Origin of the sequence: Curtobacterium sp. BH-2-1-1, from assembly GCF_001806325.1 — a bacterium.
Lineage (GTDB): Bacteria > Actinomycetota > Actinomycetes > Actinomycetales > Microbacteriaceae > Curtobacterium.
Window position 1 is genome coordinate 1010457 of the sequence record NZ_CP017580.1, and the last position, 14808, is coordinate 1025264.

General features: G+C 65.3%; 16 protein-coding genes. 9 read left to right on the forward strand and 7 right to left on the reverse strand.

Annotation, left to right across the window (positions count from 1 at the left end):
* Positions 1 to 184: 184 nt before the first annotated feature.
* The 5 genes from BJK06_RS04660 (at position 185) to BJK06_RS04680 (ending at position 5190) form a co-directional block, all read left to right on the forward strand.
* Complete coding sequence (locus BJK06_RS04660) at positions 185 to 1522, forward strand: MFS transporter (protein WP_181015146.1); 1338 nt, start codon at positions 185 to 187, stop codon at positions 1520 to 1522.
* Entirely contained in the window at positions 1519 to 2469 is a 951-nt protein-coding gene (locus BJK06_RS04665; RefSeq protein ID WP_258027703.1) for a sugar phosphate isomerase/epimerase, read from the forward strand. The genes BJK06_RS04660 and BJK06_RS04665 overlap by 4 nt, the downstream gene beginning before the upstream one ends.
* Entirely contained in the window at positions 2466 to 3251 is a 786-nt protein-coding gene (locus tag BJK06_RS04670; RefSeq protein WP_181015147.1) for a hydroxypyruvate isomerase family protein, read from the forward strand. Before BJK06_RS04665 ends, BJK06_RS04670 begins: the two co-directional genes overlap by 4 nt.
* Before the next feature lie 50 nt (positions 3252 to 3301).
* On the forward strand, positions 3302 to 4348 hold the full coding sequence (locus BJK06_RS04675) for an alcohol dehydrogenase catalytic domain-containing protein (protein ID WP_070416904.1): 1047 nt from the start codon (positions 3302 to 3304) through the stop codon (positions 4346 to 4348).
* A gap of 212 nt (positions 4349 to 4560) precedes the next feature.
* Positions 4561 to 5190, forward strand: coding sequence for a GntR family transcriptional regulator (locus BJK06_RS04680; RefSeq protein ID WP_258027704.1), 630 nt, complete (start codon positions 4561 to 4563; stop codon positions 5188 to 5190).
* Between the two features lie 864 nt (positions 5191 to 6054).
* Here the strand turns inward: BJK06_RS04680 and BJK06_RS18985 are convergent.
* The 3 genes from BJK06_RS18985 to BJK06_RS04690 form a co-directional block, all read right to left on the reverse strand.
* Positions 6055 to 6180: a hypothetical protein gene (locus BJK06_RS18985; protein ID WP_258027705.1), complete on the reverse strand. Its 126-nt coding sequence runs from the start codon at positions 6178 to 6180 to the stop codon at positions 6055 to 6057.
* Positions 6181 to 6481: 301 nt separating this feature from the next.
* Entirely contained in the window at positions 6482 to 7105 is a 624-nt protein-coding gene (locus BJK06_RS04685) for a flavodoxin family protein (RefSeq protein WP_070416906.1), read from the reverse strand.
* A gap of 1494 nt (positions 7106 to 8599) precedes the next feature.
* Entirely contained in the window at positions 8600 to 8977 is a 378-nt protein-coding gene (locus BJK06_RS04690) for a helix-turn-helix domain-containing protein (protein WP_070416907.1), read from the reverse strand.
* Positions 8978 to 9120: 143 nt separating this feature from the next.
* Here BJK06_RS04690 and BJK06_RS04695 point away from each other — a divergent pair, with 143 nt between their 5' ends.
* Genes BJK06_RS04695 through BJK06_RS04710 form a run of 4 tightly spaced genes read left to right on the forward strand, consistent with a single transcriptional unit; the run spans position 9121 to position 11623 of the window.
* Positions 9121 to 10146 (forward strand): zinc-binding alcohol dehydrogenase family protein, encoded by a 1026-nt coding sequence (locus tag BJK06_RS04695; protein WP_258027706.1) that lies wholly within the window; start codon positions 9121 to 9123, stop codon positions 10144 to 10146.
* A 38-nt stretch (positions 10147 to 10184) separates the two neighbouring features.
* Complete coding sequence (locus BJK06_RS04700) at positions 10185 to 10592, forward strand: heme-binding protein (protein WP_070416908.1); 408 nt, start codon at positions 10185 to 10187, stop codon at positions 10590 to 10592.
* Positions 10589 to 11317, forward strand: a complete 729-nt coding sequence (locus BJK06_RS04705; protein ID WP_070416909.1) for an SDR family oxidoreductase — start codon at positions 10589 to 10591, stop codon at positions 11315 to 11317. The genes BJK06_RS04700 and BJK06_RS04705 overlap by 4 nt, the downstream gene beginning before the upstream one ends.
* A 12-nt stretch (positions 11318 to 11329) precedes the next feature.
* The gene (locus tag BJK06_RS04710) at positions 11330 to 11623 is read left to right on the forward strand and encodes a putative quinol monooxygenase (RefSeq protein WP_083295056.1); all 294 of its coding nucleotides are present in this window, start codon (positions 11330 to 11332) and stop codon (positions 11621 to 11623) included.
* A 55-nt stretch (positions 11624 to 11678) separates the two neighbouring features.
* On the opposite strand, the gene BJK06_RS04715 is transcribed toward BJK06_RS04710, so the two are convergent.
* The 4 genes from BJK06_RS04715 to BJK06_RS04730 are packed head-to-tail and all read right to left on the reverse strand — an operon-like array spanning position 11679 to position 14737.
* Complete coding sequence (locus tag BJK06_RS04715; protein ID WP_070416911.1) at positions 11679 to 12398, reverse strand: SDR family oxidoreductase; 720 nt, start codon at positions 12396 to 12398, stop codon at positions 11679 to 11681.
* A 36-nt stretch (positions 12399 to 12434) separates the two neighbouring features.
* A complete protein-coding gene (locus tag BJK06_RS04720) occupies positions 12435 to 13097 on the reverse strand; it encodes an NAD(P)H-binding protein (RefSeq protein ID WP_070416912.1) in 663 nt (220 codons plus the stop codon).
* Between the two features lie 10 nt (positions 13098 to 13107).
* Positions 13108 to 13842, reverse strand: a complete 735-nt coding sequence (locus BJK06_RS04725) for a hypothetical protein (protein WP_070416913.1) — start codon at positions 13840 to 13842, stop codon at positions 13108 to 13110.
* 13 nt (positions 13843 to 13855) lie between these two features.
* Positions 13856 to 14737 (reverse strand): alpha/beta fold hydrolase, encoded by an 882-nt coding sequence (locus BJK06_RS04730; RefSeq protein ID WP_070416914.1) that lies wholly within the window; start codon positions 14735 to 14737, stop codon positions 13856 to 13858.
* Positions 14738 to 14808 lie beyond the last annotated feature (71 nt).

Genomic DNA, 14808 nt, shown 5'->3' on the forward strand with positions numbered 1-14808 from the left:
TGTCGGAGCCGCGAAACGCTCGCTTGACAACGGAATCCTATAGAGTTTACGCTCGCAAACAGCAAACAGCCGACAACCCGAGCAAACGTGATGACCACGTCATGATCGGGCGGCGACACCGGCACGACCACCAATCAACGGAGATTCCCTCATGCCTCATGCTGTAGTCCCCGCCTCTCCGGAGGTGCCACGAAAGACAGTCCGACGGGTCGTCGTCGCGACGTCCATCGGTACCGTCATCGAGTACTTTGACTTCGCGCTCTACGGTGCCGCCACGGCGCTGGTCTTCGGACCGCTGTTCTTCCCGAACAACGATCCGGTGATCAGCACGATGGCGTCGTTCGGCGTGTTCGCGGCGGCGTTCGTCGTCCGGCCGATCGGCGGGATCATCGCGTCGAACATCGGCGATCGGATCGGTCGCAAACCGATCCTCATCGCCACGATCACGTTGATGGGCATCGCGACGGTCATCACCGGCCTCTTGCCCACGTACGATTCGATCGGCGTCTGGGCGCCGATCTTGCTGATCTTCACGCGGATCCTCCAGGGGCTCGGCGCTGGCGCCGAGTACGCCGGTGCTGCCACTGCGGTCAGCGAGTTCGCTCCACGCCGCCATCTTGCGTTCCTGACGAGTTTCGGTCAGGCTTCCCAGGGCCTCGCGGTCGCATCGGCCACCGGGTTGTTCGCACTCCTGTCGCTGCTGCCGACGGAGACACTGCACGACTGGGCCTGGCGCATCCCGTTCCTCGGCAGCGCCGTGATCTTCGCCGTCGCGATCTACATCCGTCGTCACCTCGACGAGACGCCCGAGTTCAAGAAGGACCTCGGCCTGGAGCAGGAAGCTCAGAAGAAGATCAAGGTCCCCGTGCTCGAGGCGTTCCGACAGGTCCCTGGCCGTGTGATCGCTGGTTTCCTCTGCGGCTCGGGAATCAACGTCGCTGGGTACCTGATCAACACCTTCTCCATCAGCTACATCGTGAACACCCTCGGCATGTCGCCCGTTGTTGGAACCGTCGCCGTCGTCGCCGGCACCGGACTCGCGTTCTTCACGATCCCCCTCCTCGGGGCACTCGCCGACCGAGTGGGCGTCCCGAAGCTGTTTGTCGCGTCGGCCGTGGCGATGATCATCTACATCATCCCGATGTTCCAGCTGTTGGAGACTCGCGTGCCAGGTCTCGTCATCCTCGCGGTGATGATCGGGTACGGCGTCATCCAGGCAGGCGCCCTCGCCAGCCAGGCGGCATTCATGACCGATCTGTTCCCGACGCACTACCGCTTCTCCGGTATCGCGATCGGACGTGAACTCAACGTGGCCTTCCTCGGTGGCACCACGCCGCTCATCGCGACTGCCCTCATCGCCGGTGCTGGCGGCGCATACACCCCGGTGATCATCTTCGTGATCGTTGTGCAGGTGCTCGCCGTGATCGGGATCATTTGGGGCACCGTCCTCCGCGGCCGTCGCACGCACGAGGAACTCACGACCGACACGTACGGCGTGCGGGTCGTCGCCGACGAGTCATGACCACCAACAACACGAAAGGACACGACTTCACCATGAACGCCGCAACCTCACCGATCGCCGCCAACCTCGGCCAGATCGGCTATCGAGCCGACGACGGTGGCCATGTCGTCGACGCGCCGGCAGCCGAGTGGGCACGCACGCTGCGCTCTCTCCGGAAGCTCGGTATCGAGCAGATCGACCCGACTGACATGTGGGTACCGCTCGGGGACCTGCGCGACGATCGCCGCGCAGAGTTCAGCCGGGTCCTCGCCGATGAGGGTCTGTCGATCCCCTCGATCTCGCTGACCCGGCACTCGATCGTGGACCCGGAGGCGGGGGACGCGAACCTGGAAACGGTGCACCGGTACCTCGACATCGCACCCGAGTTCGGCGCATCGGTCGTCAACATCGGCTTCATGGAGGCCTTGACCGAGGAGCAGAAGACCGCTCTGTGGTTCTGGTTGGCGGACGGACACCAGGACGACAAGGCGCTTCGACCGAAAGCCGTCGAGCGTGTCCGGGAACTCGCCGACCACGCTGCGAGCAACGGGCTCCTCCTCAGCCTGGAGATGTACGAGGACACGTTCCTCGGGACCCCGGATGAAGCGGTCGCATTCGTCCAGGACGTCGACCATGCGGCGGTCGGCCTGAACCCGGACATCGGGAACCTGGTCCGACTGCACCGCGACATCGAAGACGTCGAGGCCATGTTCGAGAAGGTCTTGCCTATGTCGAACTTCTGGCACGTGAAGAACTACTCCCGTGACCACGACCCGGCGACCGGCGCGTACGCGACGTCCCCGCAGCCGCTCAAGTACGGCTACATCAACTACCGCAAGGTCTTCGGGCGGGCTATAGAACTCGGGTTCGACGGCGTCATCTGCTGCGAGCACTACGGGGCGGACTCGATCGGCGTCGTCGCCGAGAACATGGCGTACGTCCGCGACGTGTTGGACTACTGGTCGTGAGCATCGTTCCCGGGCCAGCAGACGGCGCCGTCGTCAACCTCTCGACGGTGTACCGCGACCTGCCGTTGCCCGATCGTGCCGCGGCGGCGCGGAGCGACGGTTGGGAGCGGGTCGAGTCGTGGTGGGACTTCGACCACGCGACCCCGCCCGCGGACGACGTCGAAGCGTTCGCCTCGTCGATCGATTCGGCCGGGCTCGAGTTGGTCGCGATCAACTCACACGGCGGTGACCGCGCGGCCGGGGAGCGGGGGCTGGCGTCCCTGCCCTACCGAGTCGACGAATTCCGCGCGAGCATCGACGGGCTCCGGGTCCTGGCGGACCGGCTCGGCGTCAGGACGTTCAACGTGGCCGCCGGCAATCGTGATCTGCGGTACACGACCCGAGAACAACGAGACACGGCGATCGCGAACTACCGGTGGTGCGTGGACGTCGTCGGGTCGTTCGGCGGCACCGTCCTCATCGAGGCGCTCAGCGTCGATGGCGACCCCGACTACCCGTTCCGCACAGGAGATGACGTGGTCGAGTTCCTGTCCGAAGCCGACTTGACGGACCGCGGGATCGGTTTCTTGTTCGACACCTACCACCTCGCCAGCAACGGCGTGGATCTGGTCGCCGCCTGGCAGTCCCTCGCACCGCACGTTCGGCACCTGCAGCTCGCCGACGTCCCGGGCCGCGGCGAACCTGGCTCCGGCACGCTCGACTTCGACGCGTTCCTGGGTGAGGTGCGAGCGAGTGGTTACACGGGCGCGATCAGCCTCGAGTACATGCGGGCCTCGGTCTGATGCGAACGCCTGCTTCATGAACACCGCACCAACACGACAAGGAGTGCACCATGCGTGCCATCATCAAGACTGAACCTGCAACTGGCGCTTCGTTCGTCACGGACTTCCCGGAGCCGACCGTCGGTGACAACGACGTGCTCATGGAGGTGAAGGCCGCCTCTGTGTGCGGTTCCGACCGTGAGTTCTACGAGTGGGGCGAGACGGCCCAGGGATTCCCGATGGAGTTCCCGCGTGTGCTCGGCCACGAAGGCTCAGGGGTCGTCCTCGCGGTCGGCTCCGCAGTGACGCGGGTCAAGGTGGGGGATCGCATCGCTCTCGACTCGCACGCCGCCTGCGGAACCTGCTTCATGTGCACGACCGGCCGTCCGAGCAACTGCCAGCACATGCGACTCCTCGCGAACGACCTCGACGGCGTCTTCGCCGAACGAGTTGCCGTGCCTGAGAGCCTCGTGTTCAAGATCCCGGACTCGATGTCGTTCGAGACCGCGACCCTTCTCGAACCATCGGGCGTCGCCTGGCACGCCATCCAGCGCAGCGGGAAGGACATCGCGGCGAACGTGGTCCTGGTGTCGGGCTGTGGGCCGATCGGCCTGCTCATCGTCAAGTTCGCCCTGATGCTCGGTGCGACGGAAGTCATCGCGACGGAACCGAACGACTACCGGAGAGGCCTCGCTGAGGAGCTCGGGGCGACGGTCTTCTCACCCGGGACCGAGGTGCTCGAGTACATCGACCGGAAGCACGCGCACCGCGGCGGTGTCGACGTCGCGTTCGAGGTTTCCGGTGTCGCAGCCGCCTATCCGACGCTGTTCGATGCGGTTCGTCGGAACGGGCAGGTCGTGTCCGTGGGACACGCGGGGAAGCCGATCTCCCTCAACATCTCCCAGTACATCAATAAGAAGGAGATCACGCTGCACGGGATCTACGGGCGGGCGCTCTGGGACACATGGGAGGAACTGTCCGCGCTGATCGAGTCGGGTCGAGTGGACCTCGAATGGCTCATCACGCACCGGATGCCCCTCGGCGAACTCGGTCCGGTGATCGATCTTCTCAGCGGCGAAGCGAACAAGGTCATCCTCTACCCTGGCCAGACCGCCTGAGCCGGGTAACGACAGGGGCGCCCACGCCGTCCGACGGCCGCCGTGTGGAAAGATGTGTCGGTGCTGCTCGGCGGCGCCGACACATTCTTTTATTCGCCCGCGCCTCGGTGGCTGGCGCACCGATCGTGCCAGAACCCGCTGTTTCGCGTGTCCGGTCTCGTCAGGAGTAGATGGTGGTCAAGCGGGGTGTGCTCCGGAGCGAGGTCCAGTCCATGATCCTCGAGCAACTCACAGAAGGGCGGTGGAAGCCCGGACAGCGGTTGAGCATCGAAGCGCTCGCCCGGGACTTCGAAGTGTCTCCGACACCGGTCCGCGAGGCGCTCGTCTCGTTGGAGCAGTACGGTTCGATCCAGTACTTCGCGAACCGCGGGTACGTCGTCGCAGATCCCCCGTCGGCCGAACAGTTCGGGGAACTCATCGATGCCCGTCAGCTGCTCGAAGGTGCCGCACTCAGCCGGGCGTTCGAGGAATGGTCGGGCTTCGTCGTCGATCTGCGGTCTAGTCACGCCGTCCACGCGGACGCGGTCAGCGCCATCGACGCAGAGGACGGCGTCGATTATGCGCACATCCTGCACTACTTCAACGCCGACGCGGAGTTCCATGCGTCGTTCTTCCGGCATGCACGCAACCGGTACCTCACGTCCATGCGTCGCAATCTCGGTTGGGATGCGCTCCGGATGCGCCAGACCTGGGCACACGGCCCGGAGCGGGTCGACGCCGGCGAAGCTCTCGCCGAGCACTCCGAGATCCTCCGACGGGTGGAAGAGCACAACCATGACGGGGCGCTCCGGGCTCTGAGCGTCCACCTCGAGAACGTCCGCACCAGATCAGGAGGAAAGTGAAGCGAGCCGAGGCATGTGTCTTGAGCGTGAGAAGTGGCGTGGTGTGACGGCGGCGGATCAACTGCCAGCAGAAGCGGTCGATGTCGGAGCCGACTCGTCCGTCGGCCTGGGCGTACTCGCCCAGCTTCGGCGGAACTCTTCCGGATACGCCTTCACCATGGCGCACATTCTTCCAGCAGGAGCCAACGCCCCTACCTGTCAGGAGTCAACCAAACCTGCAGCAGTCCCGTTGGCCCGGGGCCGCCGCTCTTGCCCGCGGAACACGATAGGTCCGGACGGTGTTACACGGGCGGTGTGAGAACGATGCTGGATGTCGATGTGACGATAGTTGGCGACAGAGATCTTGCGATGGCGGTCGCCAAGCTGCCGATGACCGCTGGCCGCCGAGTGGCCGTTGTGACTGACGGGTGCGAGGCATCATCCGCCGGTGCGCGCCTTGTCGAGTTGCCCGGACACGTGGTGAACACGGCGACCCATAACGGGAAGACACTTGTCGCACTGAGCACAGGCGTCCAACTTCGCACGTCTGTGCTGGTGCCCGCCTCGATTCTGAACCCAGCCCTCTTCTGCACACTCGGTTGAGCCTTGACCTTCCGTTGCGTCTCCCGGCACCGCCAGTCGAAAACTGGTGAGGGCTAAGCCCGGCTTCGCCAGCAACCTGGCACCACAGCAATCCACGGAGGCACGTCGTGGTTACGCCGTTGCACAACGCTGGGCCTGAGGGAAGCGGGCCACGTGTGGCGATACCGTCCGGTCCTTGGCGGCTGGCCACCTTCGCCGTCGCCGGAAGTACGATTCTGTGCGGGCTCGCCTGTGGAGTCGGGCGAGTGCTCCTGCGGCAGCCTCCGCAGATCGTTTTTGAACTTACTCGCCCGCGCTCCTCAGCTGCCCGCCGGCGTTCTCGAGGCACACCGTGTACCAGCACAGCATCTGCGCCGCGGCGGCTTCTGCCGTCGCGGAGCGGGGGTTGAAGTCTGCGGACCACGTCACGACGCTGATGTTGCCGCGACTGGCGGCTTTGGCTTCAGCCGCATAGTCGGCGACCGGCCGCGGACTCGGGTCGGCGAAGCGGAACGTCTGTGTTCAATCGGTCTCCGCCACGAGTGCTTCGGCCACCGACTGACCAGCGCCCTGGAGGAACGCCTCCCACACCCTTCCAGGTGTGATGTGCTGCACCCGCTTCACTCCGGCATCCACGAGATGTCGTCGAAGTTCCCGAAACGCTTCCCCACCGTGTCCGGTGAACCGGGGAAGGCAGCTGTCCGCTCAACGTGCGCTGTCGCGTCGGTCATCACACGTACTCGGTGTCCGGCACTGCGGCAACGTTGACAGCGCGTCGACCGGCGATGAAGATTTCCGTCTGGCGAGCGACCTGTCGCCCGAGGTGCTCGGCTGTCTCAATGTCCGAGGGATGCATGGCCTCGGGGGCCAGGTCGTTGTGCGTCTGGCCGGCGGCACCTTGCCAGAAGCCGAGGCGGTTGAGGTCATCTTCGGACTTGTCCGCGAAGTTCCAGCCCGCGGGAAGCGCGAGATTGATCCAGATCATGTGGTGCTGCGCTGCGAGCGCCTGGAAGAATCCAAGCGTGTTCGACTTGTCACCACTTTTGGATCCGGAGTTGGTGAAGCCTGCCGCGAGCTTGTCGGCCCAAGCGCTGCGGAAGAAGCGCCCTCCCGTCAGTTCAGCAAACTTGTGAAACTCGGCGGACGCTCCACCCATGTACGTGGGTGCGCCGAAGATGATGGAATCCGCCCCATCCAGAGCGTCCCAGTCGGCGTCGCTCAGCGTGCTGACATCGATGCGGGTGACAACGGCGCTGCGGTCTGCCGCCCCGCGGGCAACCGCTTCAGCGAGCACTGCAGTGTGGCCGTAACCGGTGTGGTAGGCGACGACGATCGATCCCGAGCTATCGGACATGGCCTTCCGTTTCAGACAAGGAAGCAGTAACCCCCAACGGGCACGCGCTGCTCCGAAGATTCCGACTGCCTGACTGGCAGCACCCGGGCGGAGTCTCTACCCATCCGGCTGTTTCCGACCGTACGGCTGGTCGCGTCCAGCAGCCTGCTCCCAACGGGGACAGGTCACCCTCGCGACGCGCGTCCTTCGCACCGGGGCTTGTCGCCCCGTCATTGCCGGTCGAACGCCGAATTACGAGGGAGTCGCGGGGTGTGCTTCAGATCGCGAGCTGCGTGCCACCCATCTTCGTTTCCGCGGACACTCCCCTCTGGGCACTCATCTTGCTTTCCGAGCTGACGGGAGTCCCGCAAGGGCCGTCGGTCCTCGGGCCGCAGCTCGGCGCCTCCGCCCGAAACACGGCGACCTCGCGCCAACTGATTACCGCTGACCGTCGTCCCAGCCGAAAGTCATCGACTGAGCGCACGTCGCGCCGCCCGAGGCCAACTACGCGAGCGTTCTCGTGCCCGTGAGCCTGCACTCACGACTCGCGAACCCCGCTCGAACGCTCGTCCGTGATCCCGGACGCAATTCCGTGTCGTCGGACCTCCAGAGCCGGCGCGATGTGCGCTGCATAACTTTCAGCGAGTGCGCGGTAGCTCGCCGAGGAACGGACCCGACCGTCCGGCGCCACAGGAATCTCGCTCCGCACCTGCGGAATGTAGATCAGGTTCTCGCCGTCTGCGCAGACGCGCGCACTTTCGGCGTTCAGGCGTTCGGCCCATCGGTCGACCAGACCGCCCCTTCGCAATGGTATTCGCGGAAGCGAGCTTGGCGCGGGAATCGCGGCGACGAAGATTGTCGACTGTGCGCGCTTCCCAAGAGGCACCGTCGCTGCCAGCTCAACCAGGTCGCGGCGCCATCGCGGAACGCTGCAAAGGCGGACGGCGTCTAACACGCCTGCCACCAGGACAACGGCGTCACACTCACCTGCGTCAGCGAGGCTCTCCATGGCGCAGATATTCCTCAAACGTCCGGAAGCGATCACCTGCGGATCAACCTCGACCCCGCGGGCCGTGCGGGCGTGGACAGCCCGCGCGATGAACCCGGCGAGACTCACGCTGTGACTTCGCACTCCCCATCCAGTTGCTGCGTCGGTACCCACCAAGAGCAACCGCAACGGGCGCGGACCATCCACGACGACCGGATCCGCCCTGTCAGGGAGCGGCTGCCGGAGGTAGGAGTTTCGTGCTGGCCGCAGCACCAGCGCCAGTGCCAACCCGAGGAACTGCATGCACCACACAACGCCTCCGCTCACAACGGTGCCTCGGCTGCCAACCTGCCGCGCCTTCTCGAGCTAACCGGATTCTGATCCGGCCGTCCGGTAATCATCGCGGCTCGCATCCCAGCGCGACACGATTCGCCTTTGGTCAGCACACCCGCTCAGTGTCCGTGACGGGGACACGCTTCGCTGCACGATTCATCCGACGATCGAGGGCCCCAAGCCGGAAGGAGTCGTCAGTGTCGCGTCACGTTTTCGTTCACCCAGTCACGCAGATGCGCGAGCGGCGCCGCGGCGCCCAGCCCAAGTGGCGTGAGCGCGTACTCCACACGAAGCGGAACCTCGGCGAATACGGTGCGACTGACAAGCCCAGCGTCTTCCATGCGCTTGAGCGATGCGGACAGCACCTTCGGGCTCACGCCCTGCAGCTGCCGCCGAAGCTCGCCGAACCGTTGCGGGCCATCCTCCAGCACACCAATGGCAAGCGCCGTCCACTTGTTGGCCAGCAAGTCGAGCATCTCGCGGCACGGGCACGCGGCCGCGTACACGTCGTTTCGGTCGCACGTGTCGACGACGTGGACGGCTTCGAGGGGGTGGCTGAGCGTGGCGGTCACAACAAAACGGTAACCCCAGAGCGCACAACCAGCAAGTGTTCAGTTCCTTTCGGTAACCGTGTTCGACCAGGGAATTCCTGGTTACCCGCGGGTAACCAGGAGCCCTTGCGGGTAACCACGACCCCGGGTGCATGGTGATGACCATGACAACGAACGAGGTCCGAGCGATCGGACAGACGGCAGCCCTTCCGGTCACCAGCGCCCGCAGTCTGGTGCCGACCACGATCCCCGAACCAGTCCCCGGGGCGCACGACCTGCTGGTCGCGGTGCATGCGGTTTCGGTGAACCCGGTCGACGTGAAGTTGCGTGGGAACGCCGAGCCGGACGGCGGCGTCCGCGTTCTCGGGTTCGACGCATCTGGCACTGTCCGCGCCGTCGGTGAGGCTGTCACTCTGTTCGCTCCTGGCGACGAGGTCTATTACGCCGGCGCTATTGACCGGCCCGGAAGTAACGCAGAGCTGCAGCTCGTCGACGAGCGCATCGTCGGCCGCCGGCCGACGACGTTGACTCACACGCAGGCCGCTTCCCTCCCGCTCACCGCAATCACCGCCTGGGAAAGCCTGTTCGACAAGCTTCGTATCGACTCCGACGCAACCGGCACCCTCCTCGTCGTCGGCGGCGCGGGCGGCGTTGGTTCGATGGCCATTCAGCTGGCTCGGACTCTTCGACCCGGGGTGCGCGTCATCGCGACAGCCTCACGCGAGGAAAGCGCCGCTTGGGTTCGCGAGCTGGGCGCGGAGACAGTAGTCGACCACCACGGCGACCTGGCCGCCCAGGTGCTCGACATCGCCCCTGATGGCATCGAATGGATCCTCACGACGAATTCTTCCGGCCAGCTGCCGGTCTACGAGCGGATGCTTCGCCCGTTCGGGCAGATCGTCGCCATCGACGACCCCGAGCACGTCGACGTCGTTGCTCTGAAGTCAAAGGCGATCAGCTGGCACTGGGAGTTCATGTTCGCCCGATCGCTGCACCAAGCGAACGACATGCACCGCCAGCACGAGCTTCTGGACACAGTCGCCGACCTCGTTGACGCCGGCCGCATCCGCCACACGGCAACGACAGTGCTCCGCCCGATCAGTGCCGAGACGTTGCGGGAAGCGCACGCGCTCGTCGAAAGCGGCCGCGTCATCGGCAAGGTCGTCGTCACCGACGAACCAGCGTCCTAAGACCCGCCCACCATCAATAACAAACAAGGGAAAAGATCATGACCATCAATCTCTCGCAGGCACAGCGCATCATTGCTGCAGCTGACGCTAAGGCCGCTGAGCTCGGCGTTCCGTCGTCGATCACCGTGCTGGACCTGGGCGCCCGCATGGTCGCCTCCATTCGTCAGGATGGGGCTCCACTGGTCTCGATCGACTCGAGCTTTGCCAAGGCCCGCACCTCCGTGTACTTCGGCGGTGCCGCCACCGGCGACCTTGCGGCGGCGATCCAACCCGGCGCTCCCCTGTACACCCTTGGCGCAGCGAGCACCGAGCCCCTCGCGTTCCTCGCCGGTGGCCTCCCCATCACGGACGAGAGTGGCACCGTTATCGGCGCCATCGGCTCCGGCGGTGGCACGCCCGACCAGGACGCCGTCATCGCCAAGGCCGGCGTCGACGCTGCACGATGAGCGTCATCGACGGTTCCCGTCTGAAGGGCAAGTCGGTTCTCGTTGTCGGTGCCGGATCCGGAATCGGGACGGCAGTCGCGCAAGCCGCTGCTGATGCTGGAGCTACCGTGGTTGTCACCAGCCGGCACATCGACACCGCCGAACAAGTGGCGGAAATCGTTGGCCGCGGAACGTCGGCAATGCACCTCGACCTTGGCGACGAGGACAGTATCCGGAGCGTTGCCCGACGTGTCGGCGCCGTCGATCACGTCGTAACGGTGGCGGCCGACCACGCCAACGGTCCGGTCTCCACGCTCGACGCGACCGACATCGAAGGGGCGTTCCGGGCGAAGGTCATCGGCCCAGTCCTGCTCGCAAAGCACCTGGCGCCGGTGATGTCCCAAGGGGGCTCGTTTGTCCTCTTCTCGGGCTACGTTTCAACGCGGCCGCAGGCGGGACTCGCGGTGATGGCAACGACCAACGGTGCCGTCGACGCGCTCGTTCCAGCGCTCGCGGTCGACTTGGCTCCGATTCGCGTCGTCGGGATCTCACCCGGAGTGGTGGATTCCGGCTCCTGGGATGGCATGGACGACAAGTCGGCGTTCTTCGACGAGGTCACACAGACCAACCCGGCACGCCGGGTGGGTGTGCCAGCCGACATCGCCGATGCCGTCCTGTTCGCACTCGGCAACCCGTTCCTAACCGCGACAACCCTTCATGTCGACGGCGGCCAGCGCGTCGCCTGAATCGAGGAAATCATGAGCATCGCAGTCATCGCTGAAATCGAGCCGGTCCCCTACAACGAGGAGCCGGTGCAGGAAGCCCTGCTCGCGGCGGTCGATCGGGTTCGCTCCGAGGACGCCGGTTGTGAGCGTTACGACCTGCACTGGGACGACAAGAACGGTCGTTTCGTCATGGTGGAGCGGTGGGCGGACCAAGCCGCGTTGGACACGCACGCGGCCGGCGCTGCCTTCGTCGCGCTGACTACCGCTCTCGAGGGGCGGCTAGCGGCCCCGATCACACTCCGCATTCTGCAACCGATCGGACGTTGATCAAACACTGTTGGCTCAGACCCTCACGGGTCTGAGCCAACAGTGTTTTCGGAACTCAGCGGTCGCCGTCGCCGCCAGGCGGCGCAACCAACGATTCGTACCGCTCGTGCACTGGCGCAGCAAGCGAGGACCGAACAGACCGGGTCAGATCATCGGCGAGGACCTCGTGCTCACCCGCCACGACGCCGTCGAAAATGGCGCTCACGACATCCGCCGGGTCGTTCTTCGGCATGTCTCCCGGCGTCATAGGGGTATCTGTGAACGCCAAGTACGCCCCGACGACTTGGACCCCATCACCCGCCAGCTCCAGGCGGATGGAGTCGGTCGCCGACCATAGCGCAGCCTTGGATGCGCTATAGCCGTTGCCGATTGCCAACCAGCTCAGCGCGGATGCGACGTTGACCAGGGCTCCGTGTGAGCGCCGCAATGCCGGGGCGAATGCCCGAGTCACCTGCAGGGGACCGAAGAAGTTCGTTTCCATTTGGTCGCGGACGTTACCGAGGTCGCCGTCCACGAGGGAACCGCTTCGCAACACCCCAGCGTTGTTGATGACGATCGTCGTGTCGTCTGCTTCCTCCGCCACCGCACGCACCGACGGTGGATCCGTCACGTCGAGGCGGACCGGCACGATCCGAGCGTCCGGCCATGGACGCGGTCTTCGAGCAGCGGCGTACACCTTTGCGGCGCCGCGCTCCACCGCCTGCCGGACGAACTCCTCGCCCAGCCCGCCGTTCGCCCCCGTGACGAGGACCACGGCTCCTTGAATGTCCGCCATTTCAGCCTTCCTTCTCAAATCCGGTGAACTGCGTGGTCAATTCGCGACTGGTTGCGCCGCTGACAGCGCCACGCGAAGTGGCAGCTTCCCTGTCGTGATTTCGAGTTGCACGCGTCCCGGGTCAGGACCAACCGCGACGTCCCGCAAGGCGCTCGCAACGTCGGCCCGCGCGATACCGTTGCGTTCCACGCGTAATCCCGCCTCGAACCGACCCGATCCCGGTCCGTCGTGCAACGCGTCGGGCCTCAGGATCACCCAGTCGAGGTTCAGCGTTCGGATGGCCGCGTCGGCATCAGCTTTTGCTCGTAGGTAGATTTGGAACGGGTCGGTCGAGCCCCGCTCGTAGTCATCTGCTCCCGCACCAGAGAGCATCACAAAGCGTCGAACTCCCGCGAAGACCGCTGCCTGGGCCAGCAGAATGGCGCCGTCACGGTCCATTGACAGGGAACGGGCGGTGGTGCTCCGCTGTCCTGACCCTGCTGCGAAGACGACTGCGTCTGCCTCTCGGAGCACGGCAGTGACATCCGTCAGGAGCGTCGCTTCGAGGTCGAGGACCACGGGGATAGCTCCCAACCGGGCGAGGTCCCCGCGATGGTCGGCGTTCCGGACGATTCCAACGGGGACGTGACCGTCGGAGCGGAGCTGTTCGGTGAGTAGCCGGGCGACTTTGCCGTGAGCGCCGGCGATGACGACACGCATGGTTACCGCCTTAGGCGACGACGATGTCGTCGATGCTGATTGAGACGATGAGAGGCTCGGGCAGCGCTCGGCCATCTGCATCCCGGACAAAGATGTTTCGCTCAGTCGCGAGGAGCAAACCGTCGACCCACCTCTGGCCGGTCATGTATTCCACGCTCGGGGAGCCCCCAGCGATGTCCACTTCGTAGTCCCGGCGGCGAAGTACACCGTCGGCGTCGGCGTACAACGTCTGCGTTGGCGTGTGGGTGGCGATGCTGTCCGGGTACGTGACGCGGAGCCTGTCCCATTTCTCGCCGTTCGGCTCTGTCCAGGGGCCGGCTTCTTCGACCTGGACGCCAGGAAATGTGAACGACCACGGCTCGGTGTTGTACGTCCACATGGCGTAGCCGGTGAAGTATGCCAGTTGGAGCCGATTCCACGGTGTCTCGAGGACATGCCCGGCGAACGACGCGCGGGGGTTCGCCAGTTCCTCAATGACTTCGTCGCCGCCGGCGGCCCTCCGGAGCACTGCCACGTGGTCGCCGGTGAACTCAGTGCGGATGTCGTCGGCTCCGAAGTGCTCGAGCGATGTGCGCTGGCGCCGGAGGTCGACGGTGAACCGTCCTTCCTCGGCGATTCCGGGCACCTGCTTGAGGCCCCAGAACGCTCCTCCGAAGTGGCGGTTCGCCGAGATTGTGGAGACGTCAGCCCAGCGGGCGCCGCCGTGGGCTTCGACGATACGGTCGAGCAGAGTCGTGGTGGTCATGATGGCCTCAGGGTTAGGCGGCGGTGGCCGCGGTCAGGAAGTTGTTGACGATGGCTGCCGCCTCGTCTGGGTACTGGAAAATCGACGCGTGAGCTGCGTCCGGGAAAATGTGCAGACGTGCGTTCGGGATGAGTCCTGCGAGGGTGTGGCTGCCAGGCGTCCGGATCATCAGGTCGTCATCGCCTTGCAGAACAAGCGTCGGCTGCTGGATGCCGGTCAGCCGTTCGAGTTTCGATAGGTCCGGCACACCCCAGGCGAGCACAGCGTCGTACTGGGCATCGCGAACAGTAGGAGTCGTCGGAGTATCACGGTCCTGGGCGCGGGCACCCAGTCGACGGAGGAACTCGACACCACGAGCTCGGCTCGTGTCGGTGTGCGCAAAGAAGATGTACAGCAGGCTCTCCGCGGTGGGTGCGTCGTGGCGGGACTCGCGCTCGATGTCTTCTCTCCAGCCATGCATCGTCGGGGCACCAGCAGGGCCAGTCCCGGCGAGGACGAGCCTGCGGACCGCCCACGGCCGGAGAAGTGCAAGGTCCTGAGCGACGAACCCGCCGAGCGAGAACCCAAAGACGTCGAAGCGTCGGAGACGGAGCGCGTCGGTGAAGGCGAGGAGGTCGGTCGCCATCTGCGCAACCGTCGAAGGGACGGTGCCCGTGGACGCTCCGACGCCGGCATTGTCAACGAGGATCACCTCGCGCTGGGCGGCGAGGGGGTCGATCAGAGCGGGATCCCAATTGTCAAGGTTGCCGCGGAAGTGCATCAGAAAGACGAGGGGCACTCCGTCGGTGCTGCTCCCAAATCGCCGGTACGCGTATGTCGTGCCGTTCGCCGCGGTCACGGTCCTGTTGGACGCGGTTGCCGCGGTGTGATCCGCGGTGGTTGCCGTGTTGGTCATTGATGGCTCCTTGGATTTTGCCCGGCCGTATTAGTCGGCGGCGAGGTCGACGTTAAGAGCCGCTAGGAGCC

Bases quoted from the DNA above. Each gene is read 5' to 3' on its own strand.
- BJK06_RS04685 (WP_070416906.1), bottom strand. From the start codon at position 7,105: ATGTCCGATAGCTCGGGATCGATCGTCGTCGCCTACCACACCGGTTAC.
- BJK06_RS04725 (WP_070416913.1), bottom strand. From the start codon at position 13,842: ATGACCACCACGACTCTGCTCGACCGTATCGTCGAAGCCCACGGCGGC.
- BJK06_RS04715 (WP_070416911.1), bottom strand. From the start codon at position 12,398: ATGGCGGACATTCAAGGAGCCGTGGTCCTCGTCACGGGGGCGAACGGC.
- BJK06_RS04675 (WP_070416904.1), top strand. From the start codon at position 3,302: ATGCGTGCCATCATCAAGACTGAACCTGCAACTGGCGCTTCGTTCGTC.
- BJK06_RS04710 (WP_083295056.1), top strand. From the start codon at position 11,330: ATGAGCATCGCAGTCATCGCTGAAATCGAGCCGGTCCCCTACAACGAG.
- BJK06_RS04705 (WP_070416909.1), top strand. From the start codon at position 10,589: ATGAGCGTCATCGACGGTTCCCGTCTGAAGGGCAAGTCGGTTCTCGTT.
- BJK06_RS04720 (WP_070416912.1), bottom strand. From the start codon at position 13,097: ATGCGTGTCGTCATCGCCGGCGCTCACGGCAAAGTCGCCCGGCTACTC.
- BJK06_RS04730 (WP_070416914.1), bottom strand. From the start codon at position 14,737: ATGACCAACACGGCAACCACCGCGGATCACACCGCGGCAACCGCGTCC.
- BJK06_RS04680 (WP_258027704.1), top strand. From the start codon at position 4,561: ATGATCCTCGAGCAACTCACAGAAGGGCGGTGGAAGCCCGGACAGCGG.
- BJK06_RS04695 (WP_258027706.1), top strand. From the start codon at position 9,121: ATGACAACGAACGAGGTCCGAGCGATCGGACAGACGGCAGCCCTTCCG.
- BJK06_RS04700 (WP_070416908.1), top strand. From the start codon at position 10,185: ATGACCATCAATCTCTCGCAGGCACAGCGCATCATTGCTGCAGCTGAC.
- BJK06_RS04665 (WP_258027703.1), top strand. From the start codon at position 1,519: ATGACCACCAACAACACGAAAGGACACGACTTCACCATGAACGCCGCA.